At 59.5% G+C, this 17,870-nt stretch carries 16 protein-coding genes; 14 read left to right on the top strand and 2 right to left on the bottom strand.

Annotated features, from left to right (window positions below; translation table 11 throughout):
* The first annotated feature begins 11 nt into the window (after nt 1-11).
* From rpiA to gltX, 7 genes are all read left to right on the top strand, one after another.
* A complete protein-coding gene (gene rpiA / locus IEX27_RS02810; RefSeq protein WP_188719400.1) occupies nt 12-716 on the top strand; it encodes a ribose-5-phosphate isomerase RpiA in 705 nt (234 codons plus the stop codon).
* A gap of 31 nt (nt 717-747) precedes the next feature.
* The gene (locus IEX27_RS02805; RefSeq protein WP_188719399.1) at nt 748-1,269 is read left to right on the top strand and encodes a DUF2059 domain-containing protein; all 522 of its coding nucleotides are present in this window, start codon (nt 748-750) and stop codon (nt 1,267-1,269) included.
* Nucleotides 1,270-1,489: 220 nt separating this feature from the next.
* Nucleotides 1,490-2,875 carry a glutathione-disulfide reductase gene (gor, locus tag IEX27_RS02800; protein WP_188719398.1) on the top strand — a complete coding sequence of 462 codons (1,386 nt, stop codon included), beginning with the start codon at nt 1,490-1,492 and terminating at the stop codon, nt 2,873-2,875.
* 122 nt (nt 2,876-2,997) lie between these two features.
* Complete coding sequence (locus IEX27_RS02795; RefSeq protein ID WP_188719397.1) at nt 2,998-4,377, top strand: class II 3-deoxy-7-phosphoheptulonate synthase; 1,380 nt, start codon at nt 2,998-3,000, stop codon at nt 4,375-4,377.
* Nucleotides 4,378-4,477: 100 nt separating this feature from the next.
* The gene (locus IEX27_RS02790; protein ID WP_188719396.1) at nt 4,478-4,873 is read left to right on the top strand and encodes a GFA family protein; all 396 of its coding nucleotides are present in this window, start codon (nt 4,478-4,480) and stop codon (nt 4,871-4,873) included.
* A 480-nt stretch (nt 4,874-5,353) separates the two neighbouring features.
* On the top strand, nt 5,354-7,012 hold the full coding sequence (locus tag IEX27_RS02785; RefSeq protein ID WP_188719395.1) for an NAD+ synthase: 1,659 nt from the start codon (nt 5,354-5,356) through the stop codon (nt 7,010-7,012).
* Between the two features lie 94 nt (nt 7,013-7,106).
* Nucleotides 7,107-8,483 (top strand): glutamate--tRNA ligase, encoded by a 1,377-nt coding sequence (gltX, locus tag IEX27_RS02780; protein WP_188719394.1) that lies wholly within the window; start codon nt 7,107-7,109, stop codon nt 8,481-8,483.
* Nucleotides 8,484-8,493: 10 nt separating this feature from the next.
* Here the strand turns inward: gltX and IEX27_RS02775 are convergent, their stop codons facing one another.
* Nucleotides 8,494-8,721 (bottom strand): hypothetical protein, encoded by a 228-nt coding sequence (locus IEX27_RS02775; RefSeq protein ID WP_188719393.1) that lies wholly within the window; start codon nt 8,719-8,721, stop codon nt 8,494-8,496.
* A 523-nt stretch (nt 8,722-9,244) separates the two neighbouring features.
* Here IEX27_RS02775 and IEX27_RS02770 point away from each other — a divergent pair.
* From IEX27_RS02770 to xth, 6 genes are all read left to right on the top strand, one after another.
* Entirely contained in the window at nt 9,245-10,264 is a 1,020-nt protein-coding gene (locus IEX27_RS02770) for an amino acid ABC transporter substrate-binding protein (protein WP_188719392.1), read from the top strand.
* Nucleotides 10,265-10,372: 108 nt separating this feature from the next.
* Nucleotides 10,373-11,563, top strand: a complete 1,191-nt coding sequence (locus IEX27_RS02765) for an amino acid ABC transporter permease (protein WP_188719391.1) — start codon at nt 10,373-10,375, stop codon at nt 11,561-11,563.
* A gap of 9 nt (nt 11,564-11,572) precedes the next feature.
* Nucleotides 11,573-13,054 (top strand): amino acid ABC transporter permease, encoded by a 1,482-nt coding sequence (locus IEX27_RS02760; protein WP_188719390.1) that lies wholly within the window; start codon nt 11,573-11,575, stop codon nt 13,052-13,054.
* Between the two features lie 14 nt (nt 13,055-13,068).
* Nucleotides 13,069-13,863 carry an amino acid ABC transporter ATP-binding protein gene (locus IEX27_RS02755; protein WP_188719389.1) on the top strand — a complete coding sequence of 265 codons (795 nt, stop codon included), beginning with the start codon at nt 13,069-13,071 and terminating at the stop codon, nt 13,861-13,863.
* Between the two features lie 71 nt (nt 13,864-13,934).
* Nucleotides 13,935-14,585, top strand: a complete 651-nt coding sequence (locus IEX27_RS02750) for an alpha/beta hydrolase family protein (protein ID WP_188719388.1) — start codon at nt 13,935-13,937, stop codon at nt 14,583-14,585.
* Nucleotides 14,586-14,587: 2 nt separating this feature from the next.
* Nucleotides 14,588-15,361 carry an exodeoxyribonuclease III gene (gene xth / locus IEX27_RS02745; RefSeq protein WP_188719387.1) on the top strand — a complete coding sequence of 258 codons (774 nt, stop codon included), beginning with the start codon at nt 14,588-14,590 and terminating at the stop codon, nt 15,359-15,361.
* 10 nt (nt 15,362-15,371) lie between these two features.
* On the opposite strand, the gene IEX27_RS02740 is transcribed toward xth, so the two are convergent.
* The gene (locus tag IEX27_RS02740) at nt 15,372-16,049 is read right to left on the bottom strand and encodes a L,D-transpeptidase (protein ID WP_244630192.1); all 678 of its coding nucleotides are present in this window, start codon (nt 16,047-16,049) and stop codon (nt 15,372-15,374) included.
* Between the two features lie 610 nt (nt 16,050-16,659).
* Between IEX27_RS02740 and IEX27_RS02735 the strand changes: the two genes are divergently transcribed.
* A complete protein-coding gene (locus IEX27_RS02735) occupies nt 16,660-17,859 on the top strand; it encodes an amino acid ABC transporter substrate-binding protein (protein ID WP_188719386.1) in 1,200 nt (399 codons plus the stop codon).
* Nucleotides 17,860-17,870: the final 11 nt, after the last annotated feature.

Genomic DNA, 17,870 nt, shown 5'->3' with positions numbered 1-17,870 from the left:
GAACGGAAAGCATGGCAGCAGATCCAAAGGCTATGAAAATCGAAGCAGCACGCGCCGCGCTCGGCCATGTCGAGGACGGCATGAAGCTGGGGCTCGGAACCGGTTCTACGGCGGATGAGTTCGTGCGTCTGCTGGCGGAAAAGGTTGCTGCGGGCATGAAGGTCGTCGGCGTTCCCACGTCGGTGCGCACTGAACAACTGGCGCGCGAACTGGGCATCCCGCTCGCGACGCTTGAGGAAGAGCCGGCACTTGATCTCACCATTGACGGCGCCGACGAGATTGGCCCGGGCCTGTCGCTGATCAAGGGCGGTGGCGGCGCGCTGCTGCGTGAGAAGATCGTTGCTGCAGCCTCGAAGAAGATGATCGTCATCGCCGACGAGAGCAAAGTCGTGGAGACCCTCGGTGCGTTCCCGCTGCCGATCGAGGTAAACCAGTTCGGCCTACGCGCGACCATGATCGCGATCGAAGAGGCCGGCCGACGTTCGGCCTTGACCGGCGAGATCAAGGTGCGCGAGAAGGACGGTAAGCCTTTTGTAACGGATGGTGGGCATTTGATCGTCGATGCATCATTTGGCCGTATTCCGGCGACAAAAGCATTCGCGGATGATTTGAACATGATCCCTGGCGTGGTGGAACATGGCTTGTTTATCGGACTAGCCAGTCTCGCGCTCGTCGCTACCCCAGGTGGCGTAAAGGTGATCGATGGGAAGCACTGATTTGAACCGAGGACATGGAGTAGGATCGAAGATGACACTGGCAAAACGCGCTCGCCTCGTTGCCATTGGCGCCGTGATGGGCTTGGCGGCGCTGTCGCTGCCCTCATATGCGCAGGAATTCTCCGAAGAACATCTGAAGGCTGCCCGTGCGACGGTCGCCGCGCTCGGCGCAACGGATGAATTCGACAATGTTTTGCCGATGGCTGCACAGCAGCTGAAGGCCGAGCTGATCCAGCAGAGCCCAAATTTGGTCAACGAGATCAACTCGACGGTTGATGCGAAGGCTCTGGAGCTGGCATCGCGCCGTGCCGACCTCGAGAAGGAGGTTGCCTCGATCTACGCCCAGGCGTTCTCGATCGAAGAGCTGAACGCCATCAACACGTTCTACTCGTCAGAGGCGGGCAAGGCACTCATCTCCAAGGGTCCGCTCGTGTCCCGCGAGATGCTGGCAGCTGCCGAGATCTGGCGCAACGGCGTCATGCGCGATCTCTCCTCGCAGGTCGTGGAAGTCATCAATACATCGCTGAAAGATCAGGCTGAGCAGAAGAAATAAATTCTACTGACAGCAGCATCGCGAAGCCCGGCCATTGCGCCGGGCTTTTTCGTTTGCGCCGCAGCTTTCCCGAAGGGGAAGCGGAGCGGGTACTCGAATATCAGCGAAGGAAGAACTAGATGTTTGGAGTCGCTACAGCATTGGACCTCTGCTAGGCAGGGTCCGAGATTCTTGAGGGCTGCCCCGGCAGCCATGGTTCCTTCCGCAAATGGGGCGCAGAATGGCCGAATTTGACTATGATCTCTTTGTGATTGGCGGAGGCTCGGGCGGTGTTCGTTCCGCGCGTGTCGCAGCCTCTCTTGGCAAGCGCGTTGCAATCGCTGAGGAGTACCGGTTTGGCGGAACCTGTGTCATCCGCGGCTGTGTTCCCAAGAAGCTCTATGTCTATGCCTCGCAGTTCCCCGAACATTTTGCCGATGCGGTAGGCTATGGGTGGACCGTAGGCGAGACATCCTTCGACTGGCCGACGCTCGTTGCCAACAAGGAAAAGGAAATCACCCGTCTGGAAGGTCTCTATCGCAAGGGGCTGGATAATGCCGGCGCGCGTCTCTACGAGGGCAGGGCGGTGCTGGTCGACCGGCACACGATCCAGGTCGGATCCGAGACGGTGACCGCCGAAAAGATCGTCATTGCCGTTGGCGCTCGTCCCAATATGCATCCGGACCTGCCGGGCAACGAATATTGCATTTCCTCGAACGAAGCATTCGATCTCGATGAACTGCCGCGCTCGATCGCCATCGAGGGCGGCGGCTATATCGCGGTTGAGTTCGCCAATATCTTCCATGGCCTCGGTGTCGAGACGACGCTGATCTATCGCGGCAAGGAGATCCTCGGGCGTTTCGATGGCGACATGCGCCGCGGCCTGCACGAAGCAATGGAAGCCAAGGGCATCCGGATCGTCTGCCAGGACGTGATCATGAAGGTCGAGAAGCGGGCGGACGGCCAGCTTGACGTGCTGCTGAAGTCCGGCGAGACCTGCGTCTTCAACAAGGTGATGCTGGCGATCGGCCGTGTGCCGAACACGGAGGGTCTGGGCCTTGATGCTGCCGGCGTGGAGACGGGGCCAAGGGGCGAGATCATCGTGGATGAATTCTCCCGCACCAACGTCGACAATATCTGGGCGCTGGGCGACGTGACGGATCGGGTGCAGCTGACGCCGGTCGCGATCCACGAGGCCATGTGCTTCATCGAGACCGAGTACAAGAACAATCCGACGCCGGTCGATCACCAGGACATTGCGACGGCTGTCTTCTCGCAGCCGGAAATCGGTACCGTCGGCCTCTCGGAAGAGGAAGCCTGCAAGCGCTTCGAGGAGCTCGAAATCTATCGCGCGAGCTTCCGCCCGATGCGCAATACGCTCGCTGGTCGGGATGACAAGATGATCATGAAGCTCGTGGTGGATGCAGCAACCCGCCGGGTGGTGGGTGCGCATATCCTCGGGCCTGACGCCGGTGAAATGGCGCAGCTTCTGGGCATCACCATCAAGGGCAAGCTCACGAAGGATGATTTCGACCGCACCATGGCCGTGCATCCTTCGGCGGCGGAAGAGCTGGTGACGATGTACCAGCCGAGCTACCGCATCAAGAATGGCGAGCGGGTGGGCTAGGGTGTAGAATAACTTCACCCTCTGCTTTACGCCCCCGCACGATAAGAACTGGAATATATTGTGGGGGTCGTGTAAAGAGCCCCTGCCGTGGGGAGAGCCCACAAGATTTTCGGGTGGTAGTTATGATGAAATGGTCGCCAAACTCCTGGAGAAACAAGCCAATCCAGCAAGTTCCGGCATATCCGGATCCGGCTGTTCTTGCAGACGTTGAAGGCCGCATGGCGACCTATCCCCCGCTGGTTTTTGCCGGTGAGGCCCGCAAGCTCAAGAAGCAGCTGGCCGCAGTGGCAAATGGCGAGGCGTTTCTTCTCCAGGGTGGTGACTGCGCGGAAAGCTTTGCCGAGCATGGCGCGGATAACATCCGCGACTTCTTCCGCGTCTTCCTGCAGATGGCGGTCGTTCTGACCTATGCCGGCGCGCAGCCCGTTGTGAAGATTGGCCGCATTGCCGGTCAGTTCGCCAAGCCGCGTTCGTCGGACACGGAGTCCAAGGACGGCGTGACGCTTCCGTCCTACCGTGGCGACATCATCAATGGCATCGATTTCACGGAAGCATCGCGTCTTCCGGATCCGAACCGTCAGGAAATGGCCTACCGCCAGTCGGCGGCAACGCTGAACCTGCTGCGCGCCTTCGCGCAGGGCGGCTACGCCAACCTTGAAAACGTGCACAAGTGGATGGTTGGCTTCCTCGCCGATAGCCCCCAGGCCGAGCGCTACCGCGCCATCGCCGACCGCATCAGCGAGACGATGGATTTCATGCGCGCCATCGGCATCAATGCCGAGAGCCATCCGTCGCTGCGTGAGACCGACTTCTACACGAGCCACGAAGCACTGCTGCTCGGCTACGAGGAGGCGCTGACCCGCATCGACTCCACGTCCGGCGATTGGTACGCCACCTCCGGCCACATGATCTGGATCGGCGACCGTACCCGCCAGCCGGACCATGCCCATGTTGAATACTGCCGTGGCGTGAAGAACCCGATTGGCCTCAAGTGCGGTCCGTCGCTTGATCCGGACACGCTGCTGACGCTGCTCGACATCCTGAACCCGCAGAACGAGGCCGGCCGCATCACCCTGATCGCCCGCTTCGGCGCCGAAAAGGTTGGTGAGCACCTGCCGAAGCTCGTTCGCGCCGTAGAGCGCGAAGGCCGCAAGGTTGTGTGGTCCTGTGATCCGATGCATGGCAACACGATCTCGCTCAACAGCTACAAGACGCGTCCGTTCGACCGGATCCTCTCGGAAGTTCAGAGCTTCTTCGACGTTCACCATGCGGAAGGCACCCATCCGGGCGGCATCCACATCGAGATGACCGGCAAGAACGTTACAGAATGCACCGGCGGTGCCCGCGCGATCTCGGCAGAAGACCTGCAGGACCGTTACCACACGCACTGCGATCCGCGTCTGAACGCGGACCAGGCGCTGGAACTGGCGTTCCTCGTCGCGGAACTCATGAAGAAGAGCTCCGCCGGCAAGCCTCGCCAGCAGGTTGCTGCTGCCCTCTGATCAGGACGGCTGATCGCTCCGATCAAAACTTTTCGTTCCAACTAAGAAGCTCGCTGTGGCAGACACGGCGGGCTTTTTTGTTTGTTCCTGGGGGAATGCGATGGATGAAATCAGACATGGCCGCTGCCTTTGCGGCAACGTGCAATTCAAGATCACGGGCGACGCAGGTGGCGTAACCTTCTGCCACTGCTCCATGTGCCGCCGCCAGACGGGGCACCATTACGCGACGATCAACGTCAAACGCGAGCAAATCGAGATCGAGGGAGAGGACTCCGTCAACTGGTACCAGTCGTCCGAAAGCTCCTACCGCGGCTTCTGCGGCCGGTGCGGATCAGCCCTATTCTGGAAAAGTGATCGCTGGCCCGGCATCGCCGTACAAGCCGGCAGTCTCGATGCACCGACGGGACTGAAGGGAAAGTTCCACATTTTCGTCGCCGACAAAGGCGATTACTACGAAATTGATGATGACCTGCCACAATTTGCGCAGTCGAGTTGAAAGCAACAATGCATGTCGGCGTGAAAATGAAGTCTTATTTATTAGAGCACAATCATTCGACGAGAAAGTTATGTGAAATATAAACTAAAGTTAATAAAACAATTGTTTTATATATGATAATATCGGTGTATGGAAAACGTAGTCACTTTAGCGATTTTATACAGGTGATATTATGAAAAGCATTTTAATGGCGTTTATTGTTCTCGCTGGTATTTCATCTGCCGGTGTCGCTCCCGCCTCCGCTTGCGAAATGGGAGGTGATTCTGCCATTGCTTGTGGCATCAAGTGCTATGATCAGCCGAGTTTCATTGAACAGGCTGTATGCGAAATAATGGCTCCAAATCCGGGAGCATAAGTGTTGCGGCGGCGCCCCCAGATGGAGGCGCTGCCCATCACCATCATGCATTCAATTGCATCGTTATTCCCTGTGCGTTAAAGGTTCAACGAGACACAGGTTCTAAACCTAGCACAGAGAATCCCATGCTTCGTATTGCCATCGCGCAGCTTAATCCGACCGTCGGCGACATCGTCGGTAACCTTAAGAAGGCGCGGGAGGCGCGCGCGAAGGCGGCTGAGCTTGGGGCGGATCTGGTGCTCTTCACCGAGCTTTTCATTGCTGGTTATCCTCCGGAAGACCTGGTTCTGAAGCCAGCGTTCCTCGCTGCCTGCGAGGAGGCGGTGACGGAGTTTGCCGCGGATACTGCTGATGGCGGTCCGGGTGTCATCATCGGTACGCCCCTGAAGCGACAGAGCGGCGTGCACAATGCCATCGTGGCGCTGGACGGCGGCAAGGTCATCGCCGAGCGCTACAAGGTCGATCTGCCGAACTATGGCGAGTTTGACGAGAAGCGCGTCTTCGTTGCTGGCCCCCAGATCGGCGGACCTATCAACTACCGTGGCGTGCGCATTGGAATCCCGATCTGCGAGGATATCTGGGGCGAACTTGGCGTCTGCGAGACGCTCGCCGAGGCAGGTGCCGAAATCCTGCTCGTGCCGAACGGTTCACCCTATCATCGCGGCAAGGTGGATCGTCGCCAGCAGGTGGTGATCCGCCAGGTCATCGAGACGGAACTTCCGATCGTCTACGCCAACATGGTGGGCGGCCAGGATGAGCTTGTCTTCGACGGTGCGTCTTTCGCGATACAGGCAGACAAGACGCCCGCCTTCCAGATGCCGGAGTTCTCCGAGGATATCGCGCTGACCGTGTGGCAGCGCGACGGCGGAACGTGGGTGTGTACCGAAGGCCCAATGGCCGCCATCCCTGAGAATGAGGAGGCCGATTACACCGCCTGTGTTCTGGGCTTGCGGGACTATGTGAACAAGAACGGTTTCCCGGGTGTGACGCTCGGCATGTCCGGTGGCGTTGACTCTGCGATCTGCTGCGCGATGGCCGTCGACGCACTCGGACCGGAGCGGGTGAGGGCGGTGATGCTGCCTTACCGCTACACCGCGCAAACCTCGGTCAAAGACGCGGAGGATTGCGCCCGCGCACTCGGCTGCAAGTACGATTATCTGCCGATCTTTGAGCCGGTCGAAGGCTTTCTGAAGGCACTCGCGCCGCTGTTCGAAGGCACGGAAGCTGGCGTGACGGAGGAAAACCTTCAGAGCCGCACGCGCGGCACGCTGCTCATGGCGCTGTCGAACAAGTTCGGCTCCATGGTGCTCACCACCGGCAACAAATCCGAGATGTCGGTCGGCTATGCAACGCTTTATGGCGATATGAACGGCGGCTTCAATCCCATCAAGGACCTATACAAGATGCAGGTCTACGGCCTCTGCCGCTGGCGCAATGCCAACGTTCCGGCAGGCAGCCTTGGCCCCTCAGGCGAGGTGATTCCGGTCTCGATCATCGACAAGGCTCCGTCGGCGGAACTGCGCGAAAACCAGACGGACCAGGATTCGCTTCCGCCCTATCCGGTGCTGGATGACATCCTCGAGTGCCTGGTCGAGAACGAGATGAGCGTCGATGATATTGTCGCACGTGGTCACGACCGCGATCTGGTGCACCGCGTCGAGCATCTGCTCTACATCGCCGAATACAAGCGCCGTCAGGCCGCTCCCGGCGTGAAGATCACGCGCAAGAACTTTGGCCGCGACCGGCGCTACCCGATCACCAACAAGTTCCGCGACCGTTCCTGATCGTCCGTTTTTCCCTTGCGCGTTCAGCTGGCAACAACCGTTGCCAGCTGAACGCGCACTTGCCAAGAATTGAAGCCTCGGCTACCTCATTGCCATGACCATTACCGTTCGCTTCGCGCCTTCTCCGACAGGGCAAATCCATATCGGAAACACACGCACCGCGCTGTTCAACTGGCTGTTCGCCCTCCAGAACAACGGCCGGTTCATCCTGCGCTTCGACGATACGGACCGCGAGCGCTCGAAAACCGAATACGCTGATCAGATTGAGACCGATCTGGCGTGGCTCGGCGTCAGCCCGCATTTTGTGTGTCGTCAGTCCGACCGCTTTGCGCTCTATGAGCAGGCGGTGGAGAAGCTGAAGGCTGCTGGCGTTCTTTATCCCTGCTATGACACCGCGGAAGAGCTGGAGCGCCGCCGCAAGATCCGCCTTACGCGCCGTCTGCCGCCGGTCTATGGCCGTGAGGCGCTGAAGCTGACCGAAGAGGAGCGCAACGCTCTGGAGGCTGAAGGCCGCAAGCCGCATTGGCGCTTCCTGTTGCCCAATTTCGACACGGATCCATTCAGCCCGCAACGCACGGAAGTCCATTGGGACGATATCGTTCGCGGCCCGCAGACCGTGGATCTTGCCTCCATGTCCGATCCGGTTCTGGTGCGCGAGGACGGAAGTTTCCTCTACACGCTGCCGTCAGTCGTCGATGATATCGATCTAGGCATCACCCACGTCATTCGCGGCGACGACCATGTAACCAACACGGGCGCGCAGATCGCGCTGTTTCGTGCTCTGGGCGCGGTGCCGCCGGAATTCGGCCATCACAATCTCCTCACCACGGTTTCGGGTGAGGGGCTTTCGAAGCGCACCGGCGCTCTGTCTGTCCGTAGCTTGCGCGAAGATGGCATCGAGCCGATGGCGGTCGCTTCGCTTGCTGTTCTGATTGGCACCTCAGCGTCGGTCGAAGCCTGCCGGACGATGAATGAGCTGGCAGCCCGCTTTGATCCTTCGACCAGCTCGAAGTCGTCGGCCAAGTTCGATCCGGCCGAGCTTCTGGTGCTGAGCCGCGCGATCGTTCAGGCAAAGTCATTTGACGAGGTATCCGCGCAGCTGAAGGAGCTTGGCATCGACGGTCCGAAGGCTGAAGCCTTCTGGAATGCGGTGCGCGGAAACATCGAGCGCCTTACCGATACGGCGGTCTGGTGGACAGTCGTCGAGCAGGGACCAGTCGAAGTGGAGCTTTCCGACGACGACAGGGCTTTTGTGAAGGCGGCAGCTGACCTGCTTCCGCCCGAGCCCTGGGATCACGGAACGTGGAAGGCCTGGACCGGTGCTGTGAAGACCGCGAGTGGCCGCAAGGGCAGGGAACTCTTCCACCCGCTGCGTCAGGCGCTGACGGGTCGCGATTCTGGGCCCGAACTGGCAGAACTTCTGCCGCTGATCGGCCGCGAAGGCGCTGTGAACAGGCTCACCAGAGCTTAAACGAACGGGGCTAGTTGCTGCCCCCTTCATCTGTCGCCTTCGTCCTGGTGGGCTTTGTCAGGTCCAGCATGTCTTCCGGATCCTGCAGGAATTTCGGACCAATCGCCCGTGGTCTTACCTCTGGCTGCGCCTTGGGCAGCCGGTCGTTTTTCAGCATCTTGCGGAGGGCCGGACGGAGTTCCGCGTTGATGCCCAGGTACTCCTCCAGAACGACGGTGCGGGAAAGTTCGGTTTCCAAAGGTTTTCCGCAGCCAAGTAAATTTGACTGAACAGCATCGCGCGCGGGTATACAGGTAGAGTAGTGTAGATGGATCAAGTTCGGAACAGGCCTTTCCTGCCGCTGCTCAATGTTCGTGGGCGAGTGATGCAGTCTGTGATCTGTAATGGCGTTCAGATTGATGATTATGCTGGCAATCAAATGTATCATCGCAATATACCATACGGAAAACAGGATAGAGACTAATCCAGCAATATTTAAGGATGAGTGCATAACCAGCTTGTTATGGTGCAGTATGCTGGTGGTTTATGCTGCGAATAGTTGCGTGTGTTGATCGGGTGTCCGGGGCAGACAGCAAGCCACCTAACGGTCAAAGAACGACATCCTCTAGAATTATGGTCGGTTGAAATGTTTCGTGCTTGACCTAGGTCACATTATGAAATTCGATGGGCATGCAAGCTTGGGAATGGGAGGATCGGCAGATCAGTCGGTCGTTCCATTGATGATGGGCAAGCCCTGAATGAAAACAATAAGGGGAAAGAGAATGAAGAACTTGGTCAAGACACTCCTTGGAGCATCAATCATTGCTCTGTCTGCAATGCCAGCGAGTGCCGCTACTTTGGACGACGTCAAGAAGGCTGGCACCCTGCGCTGCGGCGTAAACACCGGACTACCCGGATTCGGCTATCAGGGTGATGACGGCGAATGGCTAGGATTTGACGTCGACTACTGCCGTGCAGTTGCTGCCGCTGTTTTCGATGGTGATGGAACCAAGGTTCAGTTCACGCCTCTTTCCGCAGTTCAGCGCTTCCCGGCGCTGCAGAACAACGAAGTTGACCTGCTGGCCCGCAACACCACCTGGACGATGAACCGCGACACGGCGCTCGGCCTCAACTTCGTTGGCGTCAACTACTACGACGGCCAGGGCTTCATGGTCCGCAAGGATCTGGACGTGACCTCCGCGCTGCAGCTTTCCGGCGCAACCGTCTGCGTGCAGAGCGGCACCACCACCGAGCTTAACCTGACCGACTATTTCCGCTCCAACAACATGGAGTTCCAGCCGGTCGTTATCGAATCGCAGAACGACGTGAACACCGCCTATGAGCAGGGTCGCTGCGACGTGCTGACCACGGATGCCTCGGGCCTCTATGCAAGCCGTCTGGAGCTCGCCAATCCGGATGAGCACGTGGTTCTGCCAGAAATCATCTCCAAGGAGCCTTTGGGCCCGCTCGTTCGCCAGGGCGATGAGCAGTGGTTCGATATCGTCAAGTGGGTGCACTTCGGCCTCTTGAATGCTGAAGAGCTTGGCGTGAACCAAGACAACGTTGACGAAATGGTCAATTCGGAGAACCCGGATGTGCGCCGCCTGCTCGGCCAGGATGGCAACTTCGGCGCCGACGTCGGCCTGACCAATGACTGGATGGTGAAGGTCATCAAGGCCGTCGGCAACTACGGCGAGATCTTCGACCGCAACATCGGACCGGACACCCCACTCAAGATCCAGCGCGGCCTGAATGCGCTGTGGACCAAAGGCGGTCTGCAGTACGCTCCGCCGGTTCGCTGAGGGAACGTCTAATCTGAGCCGCGCCGAAAGCGCGGCTCTTGTGTTTGAACAGGCGGGGGCAGTCGCTTTCCGCAAGCGTTCTGCATCCGCCGTTAAACGGCAGATCCAATGACGGTCTATAGCCAAGCTATTGGGGAACCCAGGGAGCGCGTCTCCCTGATGCGGGATCCCAAAACGCGCGGTCTGATCATCCAGATCGTGCTTATCATCGCCATCACCGCTTTTGCGGCATGGCTGATCAGCAATACCATGCAGAACCTGACGCGCTCGAAGATCGCGTCCGGTTTTGGCTTCCTCAACTATCGCGCCGGTTTCGACATCGGTCAGGTGCCGATCGATTACACCGCCAATTCCTCCTATGGCCGGGCGCTCGTTGTCGGCATCGTCAACACGATCCTGGTCTCAGGCGCAGGCATTGCGCTCGCCACAATCGTTGGCTTCATCGTCGGCATCGCGCGGTTGTCACACAACTATCTGCTGCGCGGACTGGCAACGATCTATGTGGAGACGTTCCGCAACATCCCGCCGCTGTTGGTGATCCTGTTCTGGTATTTCGGTGTGCTGACAGTGCTGCCGTTGCCGAAGGACGCCATCGAGTTCCCGCTGAGCACTTATCTCAGCAACCGCGGTCTTCAGATGCCCGCGGCACGGTTCGATGCGATCGCGATCTGGAGCGTGTTGGCCCTCATCGCCGGCATCGTGGGCGCTTGGCTTCTGTCCCGGCGCGCCCGTGCCATGCAGCTCCAGACGGGGCAGCGGCCGTCGATCCTGTGGCCGGTGCTAGGTCTGCTTATCGGACTTCCGCTTGTGGTCTTCGCTGTCACCGGATTTCCGATGACCTTCGAAATTCCGAAGGCGACGCGTTTCAACCTCTCCGGTGGCTGGCACGTGCGGCCTGAATTCCTGGCGCTCTTCCTCGCTCTCTCGTTCTATACGGCAGCCTTCATTGCCGAGATCGTCCGGGCAGGGATCATCGCCGTGTCAAAGGGGCAGACGGAAGCGGCCTCGGCGCTTGGCCTGTCACGCAGGCTCACGTTGCGGCTGGTGGTCGTGCCTCAGGCCTTCCGTGTCATCATCCCGCCGCTCACAAGCCAGTATCTGAACCTGACGAAGAACTCTTCGCTGGGCCTGGCTGTGGGCTACCCGGAGCTGGTTGCCATCGGATCGACCGTCCTCAACCAGACCGGCCAGTCCGTCGAAGTCGTTGCGATCTGGATGCTGAGCTATCTGGGCCTCAGCCTCTCCGTTGCAGCCTTCATGAACTGGTTCAACGCGCGTGCAGCGCTGGTCGAGCGATAGGAGGCGAGAATGAGCGAACACGTTTCTGCCTACGTCTCACAACGTGAACTACCAAGGTTGCCAGCGCCTCGCAGTGAAGCCGGACTAATTGCCACGCTCCGCAAGAACCTGTTTGCGACGCCCTATGACAGTGTCGTGACCATCGTTCTTGGCATCTTTGTCGTCTGGCTCGCGTGGAACCTCATTGAGTGGGGCATTCTCACAGCCGTCTTCACAGGCGCCAACCGTGAAGCCTGCGTGCCGGCCGAAGGGCAGGTGATCGGCGCTTGCTGGGCTTTCGTCAACGCCAAGATGGGCCAGTTCATCTATGGGCTTTACCCGGTCGCCGAGCGGTGGCGCATCGATCTCGTCCATCTTCTGCTGGTCGTGTTCGCGGTGCCGCTGGCCATACCGTCAGTTCCGTGGAAGCGACTGAATGCGCTGCTTCTGTTTGCTGTCTATCCGATTGTCGCTCTGGTTCTCATGACCGGCGGCGATTTCGGAATCGGCGGCGGATGGATCTCGTTCCTGTTTGCCATCGCAGCCTTCGTCGCGATCGCAGTTGCTGGAACGAGTCTCCAGGTTTCCGAACGCTACGTGCGGATTGCGACCTGGCTTGCGACGGCGGCAATTATCGTCCTCTTTGCAAGCAACATCGTGCGGTCGGAATCCTTCAGGGTACTGGGTTTCGAGTTCACGGCTTTGTCTTTGGTGTCGACCCTTCTGGCCTTTGGATCAGTCGCGGCAAGCGTTGCGGCGAGCGTGACGAACAACCAGCGTCTGAAGGTGCTGGTCGCGCCGGTCGTTATGCTTGCAGTCATCCTCTTCCTCTCGGCGGATTTCGGACTGCGCGAGGTACCGACGCATCTGTGGGGCGGCCTTTCGCTCACACTTGTCGTTGCCATCACGGGCATTGCCGCATCGCTGCCGCTCGGTATCCTGCTGGCGCTCGGGCGGCGCTCGCATCTGCCGGCCATCAAGCTGCTCTCGATCATCTTCATCGAGTTCTGGCGTGGTGTGCCGCTGATCACCGTTCTGTTCATGTCCGCCTTCATGATCCCGCTGCTGCTGCCTGACGGGGTGACCTTCAACAACCTGCTGCGCGCGCTGATCGGCGTGGCGCTGTTCTCGGCTGCTTATCTGGCCGAGGTCATTCGCGGTGGCCTGCAGGCCATCCAGAAGGGACAGTTTGAAGGGGCACAGGCGCTTGGCCTCAGCTACTGGCAGATGATGCGCTTCATCATCATGCCGCAGGCGCTGAAGCTGGTAATCCCTGGAATCGTCAACTCCTTCATCAGCATGTTCAAGGACACGAGCCTCGTCTACATCATCGGCCTTGCGGACCTTCTGGGCACGGTGCGGCGCGGTTTTGCCGACCCCGCCTGGATCACGCCATCGACTGCCGCGACCGGTTTGGTGTTTGCGGGGTTTGTCTACTGGGTCTTCTGCTTCGGCATGTCGCGGTATTCGCAGTTCATCGAGCGCAGGCTCGAAACTGGCCACCGCCGCTAAAATTGGAGAAATAAATGGTTGCGAACATAAATCCGGCGCAGGTGCCTCAAACTCGCAAGCTTGCGGTCTCCGATACCGAAGTGGCGATCGAAATCATCAACATGAACAAGTGGTATGGTGATTTCCACGTTCTGCGTGACATCAACCTGAAGGTGATGAACGGCGAACGCATCGTCGTCTGCGGCCCGTCGGGTTCGGGCAAGTCCACCATGATCCGATGCATCAACCGTCTGGAGGAACATCAGACAGGCAGGATCATGGTTGACGGCAAGGAGCTCACCAACGACCTGAAGAAGATCGACGAGGTGCGCCGGGAAGTTGGCATGGTGTTCCAGCACTTCAACCTCTTCCCGCATCTGACGATCCTCGAGAATTGCACTCTTGCGCCGATCTGGGTGCGCAAGATGCCGCGCAAGGATGCGGAAGAGATCGCGATGCAATATCTGGCGCGCGTGCGCATTCCCGAGCAGGCCCACAAGTATCCGGGCCAGCTTTCGGGCGGTCAGCAGCAGCGCGTGGCGATCGCCCGGGCGCTGTGCATGAACCCGCGCATCATGCTTTTCGACGAGCCCACTTCGGCGCTCGATCCGGAGATGATCAAGGAAGTGCTGGAGACGATGGTGGATCTGGCGGAATCCGGCATGACGATGATCTGCGTGACCCACGAGATGGGCTTTGCCCGTCAGGTGGCTAACCGCGTCATCTTCATGGATCAGGGTCAGATCATCGAGCAGAACACGCCCGTCGAGTTCTTCGAGAACCCGCAGCACGAGCGCACGAAGCTCTTCCTGTCGCAGATCCTGCACTAAACCTGGTTTTCCGTTGAGGGAACGAGTTGCCTGCCTGATACTTGATGAGAGTCGAAGGCAGGTGAAGAGCGATGCGGTTTCTGATTGACGATCCTCAAGAAAACGGTGGCAGCCAAGCGGTTGCCACCGTTTTGCTTGCGCATGGGGCAGGGGCGGCAATGGATTCGCCCGGAATGACATCCATTGCCACAGCGCTCTGCGGGCAAGGGTTCAGGATCGTCCGCTTCGAGTTTGGCTACATGGCAGCCCGGCGCGAAGGTGCGCGAAAGCCGCCGCCGAAGGCAGAACTGTTGAAACCGGAATATCTGGAGGCCATCGAACAGCTCCAGGCTGGTTTCGATGGCCCGATCATCATCGGCGGCAAGTCCATGGGCGGCCGCGTTGCATCCATGGTTGCGGACGAGCTCTATACGCAGGGAAAGATCAACGGTCTCGTCTGCTTCGGCTATCCCTTCCATCCGCCGGAAAAGCCTGAACAGCTGCGGACGGCTCATCTTCTTGATCTGAAAATTCCGACGCTCATCTGCCAGGGGACGCGCGATCCGTTCGGTACGCGGGAGGAGGTGCCGGGCTATGCGCTCTCGGAGGCAATTGAAGTCCTCTGGCTGGAGGATGGCGATCACGACCTGAAGCCGCGCAAGAAGATCTCCGGCTTTTCCGCCGCCGACCATCTGCGCACCATGGCTGAAGCCGTGGCCAGCTTTGCGAAACGCGTCGCTTGAGAATGAAGATCGCGACATTCAACATCAACAACGTCAACAAGCGGCTCGCCAATCTGCTCGAATGGCTGGAGGAGTCAGAGCCGGACGTCGTCTGTCTTCAGGAGCTGAAAGCGGCACAGAACGCCTTTCCCGAGGATGCGATAAATCAGGCAGGCTACGATGCTGTCTGGGTCGGCCAGAAGACCTGGAACGGCGTGGCCATCCTGTCGCGCATTGGTGAGCCGCTCGTCACCTGCCGGCAATTGCCGGGAGACAGTACCGACACCCAGGCGCGCTATATCGAGGCGGCTGTGCAGGGCGTGCTGATCGCCTGTATCTATGCACCCAACGGTAATCCGCAGCCGGGGCCGAAGTTCGACTACAAGCTGCAATGGCTGGAACGGCTGCGAAAGAGGGCGACAGAGCTGCGCAAGATGGGCGCGCCAGTGGTGCTCGCGGGCGATTTCAACGTGGTGCCGACCGAGTTCGACATCTATCCCACGAAGTCATGGGACAAGGATGCACTGGTGCAACCGGAAGCCCGCGCGGCCTTCCGCAAGCTGGTCGGCCGCAGCTGGACCGACGCGTTGCGCGAACTTCACCCGGACGAACGCATCTACACGTTCTGGCACTACATGCGAAACCGCTGGGAGCGGGATGCCGGGCTCAGGATCGATCACCTTTTGCTGAGCCCGAACCTGCGCGACCGTCTGATGGCCGCTGGCGTTGATCGCGAGGTGCGCGGCAGGGAGAACGCCAGCGACCACGCACCCGTCTGGATCGAACTCAGCGAATGAGCATCACGGTTTAGACCAGCAAGTGCCTCATGCTGTCATCCGGAATGACGACGAGCGTGCTGCCGTCGCGCACATGATCATAGAGGTGGATGATGTCGTGGTTGATGAGCCGGATGCAACCGGAGGAGACAGACTTGCCGATCGTCCAGGCTTCCATGCTGCCGTGGATGCGGTAGATCGTGTCCTTGCCATCCTTGTGGATGTAGAGCGCGCGGGCCCCGAGCGGGTTCTTCAGGCCCGGCGCCATGCCGCCATTGGCGATGCTGTAGGGCTCCAGCTCGGGTTGGCGCGCGACCATCTCGTCAGGCGGCGTCCAGCGCGGCCACTTGCGCTTGTAGGCAACCTTCGCACGGCCAGCCCAGGCAAATCCGTCGCGCCCGACGCCGATGCCGTATCGCGTCGCACGGCCGCCGGCATGCACGTGATAGAGGTAGCGATTGGGTGTGTCGACGATGAGCGTGCCTGGCTTCTCGTCGGTGACATAGTCGACTTCCATGCGCCAGAACGCCGGATCGAAGCGGGCCATGTCGACGGCCGGCAACGGAAATTCTTCGTTCGGAAGCGCCTGATACATGGGCGGAACAGCGGGCGGGGGCGGGGCTACGTTCAGCACGGGCACAGGTTGGGTCGACACGCAGCCCGAAACGGCCATCGTACCCAGTCCCAGCAGAAAGGTTCTGCGAAGCATCGCTGCACCCTCCTTTTGTTCCGGTGAAACGGACTGGGCACTGCGATCGGGGCCGACCATGTCATTCCTATGCTGGTTGATCCGAACATCGGTCGTAATGCTTCGGCCAGGGGAGGCGGTCCGCGTCGGGCCGTGTCCGGAGACGTTTGAAGGGAGCTTTGTGGCGGAACTCTGCCAACAAAGGGTTCGATAACTGATTGTTTATCGATGACATAATGTCGGCATTGTGGCTCGGAGGGGGTGGCAAAACGTGCATGTGTCACATCATGCGCCCGTGTGGCCAAAAAGCGACACTTCCATCAACGAGCAGAAGCGTAATGTATACATGGGTCGCGATGTCGGCTGTAATGGCTGGGATGGGGTGAGAGGCATATCGGCAACAGACACTGTAAGAATGGTCCGTACGAGCTGCACCAAAGCTCTTGCTATTATGTATACACATAAGCATTATCATTCCTGGCGAGACTGCGGAGGATGCAGTCTTGAGGTACCAGCGCGTTGGGGGAGGTTCTGGCCGCCGAAGTTTCAGCAGCTTTGAGGAGAGTTGCAGCGGAGCGTCATCAGCGCGCGGGAATAACAGCATTCATTGTCTGATCAGGGAGGAGAGATCATGCAGAGGCGCACATTCGTTACGCTTGCGGTTTCCGCAGCGCTTTTGAGTTTCACCAGCGGATTTGCCTATGCGCAGGAGGTGGTGAAGATCGGCGCCAGCGCGCCCAAGACCGGTCCGCTGGCAGGCGGTGCTGCGGTCACCCATTGGCCGAACGTCAAGATGTGGGTTGATGAGGTCAATGCGCGCGGCGGTCTCAAGATCGGCGATACGCAGCAGAAGATCGAGCTCGTCGAATACGACGACCAGACCAACCCGGAAAACGCGATCCAGAACATCCAGCGTCTGGCGACCGTGGACAAGGTCGACTTCATCGTTACCCCGTACTCGACCGGCATCAATGTCGCGACCGCTCCGATGATCGCGCAGCACGGCTATCCGCATATCACCACGAGTGCGGCGACCGACGGTGTCGAGGAATTTGCCAAGCGCTGGAACAACTCGTTCTGGATGCTGGGCACAGCTACGCAGCTTGCAAAGGGTGCGGTCGAGACGCTGGTCAAACTGCGCGACAAGGGTGACATCGGCAACAAGGTAGCGCTCGTCAATGTAACGGACGCTTTCGGCATGGAGCTTCTTGGCGCGGCAAAGCCGGCGCTGACTGACGCCGGGTTCGAGCTCGTCTATGAAGCGTCGTTCCCGCTCGGCACGCAGGATCTGGCCCCGGTCATCTCCTCTGCCAAGGCGGCATCGCCAGATGCCTTCGTTGCCTTCTCCTATCCGGGTGAAACCTTCGCCCTGACCGAGCAGGCGCAGATCCAGGGCCTTGATGTCGGCGCCTTCTACGTGGGTGTCGGCACGGCATTCCCGTCCTTCGCGGCGCGTTTTGGCAAGGCTGCCGAAGGCATCATCGGCATTGGCGGAGTCAACACGGACGATCCGAAGGTCAAGGACTACATGGAGCGCCATCAGGCGTCGGCGGGGCAGGGACCAGACTTCTGGGCCAGCGCCACGACCTACGCCGGTTTGCAGGTCCTTGAGCAGGCGATCGAACAGGCAGGCACGAAGGATCGCGCTGCCGTGGTGCAGGCCATCAAGGATGGAACCTTTGACACGGTCATTGGGCAGGTCAAGTTCCAGAACAACGTCAATCCGAACGTCTGGACCGTCGGCCAGTGGCGCGATGGCGCCTTCGTGGCGGTGGCCGCTGACGGCATCGAGATCTCGCAGGAGCCTGTGAAGAAGCAGGGCTGGGAATAACATCCTCGATC

The sequence above is a fragment of the Nitratireductor aestuarii genome, assembly GCF_014641695.1.
Lineage (GTDB): Bacteria > Pseudomonadota > Alphaproteobacteria > Rhizobiales > Rhizobiaceae > Chelativorans > Chelativorans aestuarii.
This window is presented reverse-complemented; position numbering and strand designations above follow the sequence as displayed.

Coding starts and splice junctions, on each gene's coding strand:
- rpiA (WP_188719400.1), top strand. CDS start 12: ATGGCAGCAGATCCAAAGGCTATGAAAATCGAAGCAGCACGCGCCGCG.
- IEX27_RS02805 (WP_188719399.1), top strand. CDS start 748: ATGACACTGGCAAAACGCGCTCGCCTCGTTGCCATTGGCGCCGTGATG.
- gor (WP_188719398.1), top strand. CDS start 1,490: ATGGCCGAATTTGACTATGATCTCTTTGTGATTGGCGGAGGCTCGGGC.
- IEX27_RS02795 (WP_188719397.1), top strand. CDS start 2,998: ATGATGAAATGGTCGCCAAACTCCTGGAGAAACAAGCCAATCCAGCAA.
- IEX27_RS02790 (WP_188719396.1), top strand. CDS start 4,478: ATGGATGAAATCAGACATGGCCGCTGCCTTTGCGGCAACGTGCAATTC.
- IEX27_RS02785 (WP_188719395.1), top strand. CDS start 5,354: ATGCTTCGTATTGCCATCGCGCAGCTTAATCCGACCGTCGGCGACATC.
- gltX (WP_188719394.1), top strand. CDS start 7,107: ATGACCATTACCGTTCGCTTCGCGCCTTCTCCGACAGGGCAAATCCAT.
- IEX27_RS02770 (WP_188719392.1), top strand. CDS start 9,245: ATGAAGAACTTGGTCAAGACACTCCTTGGAGCATCAATCATTGCTCTG.
- IEX27_RS02765 (WP_188719391.1), top strand. CDS start 10,373: ATGACGGTCTATAGCCAAGCTATTGGGGAACCCAGGGAGCGCGTCTCC.
- IEX27_RS02760 (WP_188719390.1), top strand. CDS start 11,573: ATGAGCGAACACGTTTCTGCCTACGTCTCACAACGTGAACTACCAAGG.
- IEX27_RS02755 (WP_188719389.1), top strand. CDS start 13,069: ATGGTTGCGAACATAAATCCGGCGCAGGTGCCTCAAACTCGCAAGCTT.
- IEX27_RS02750 (WP_188719388.1), top strand. CDS start 13,935: ATGCGGTTTCTGATTGACGATCCTCAAGAAAACGGTGGCAGCCAAGCG.
- xth (WP_188719387.1), top strand. CDS start 14,588: ATGAAGATCGCGACATTCAACATCAACAACGTCAACAAGCGGCTCGCC.
- IEX27_RS02740 (WP_244630192.1), bottom strand. CDS start 16,049: ATGCTTCGCAGAACCTTTCTGCTGGGACTGGGTACGATGGCCGTTTCG.
- IEX27_RS02735 (WP_188719386.1), top strand. CDS start 16,660: ATGCAGAGGCGCACATTCGTTACGCTTGCGGTTTCCGCAGCGCTTTTG.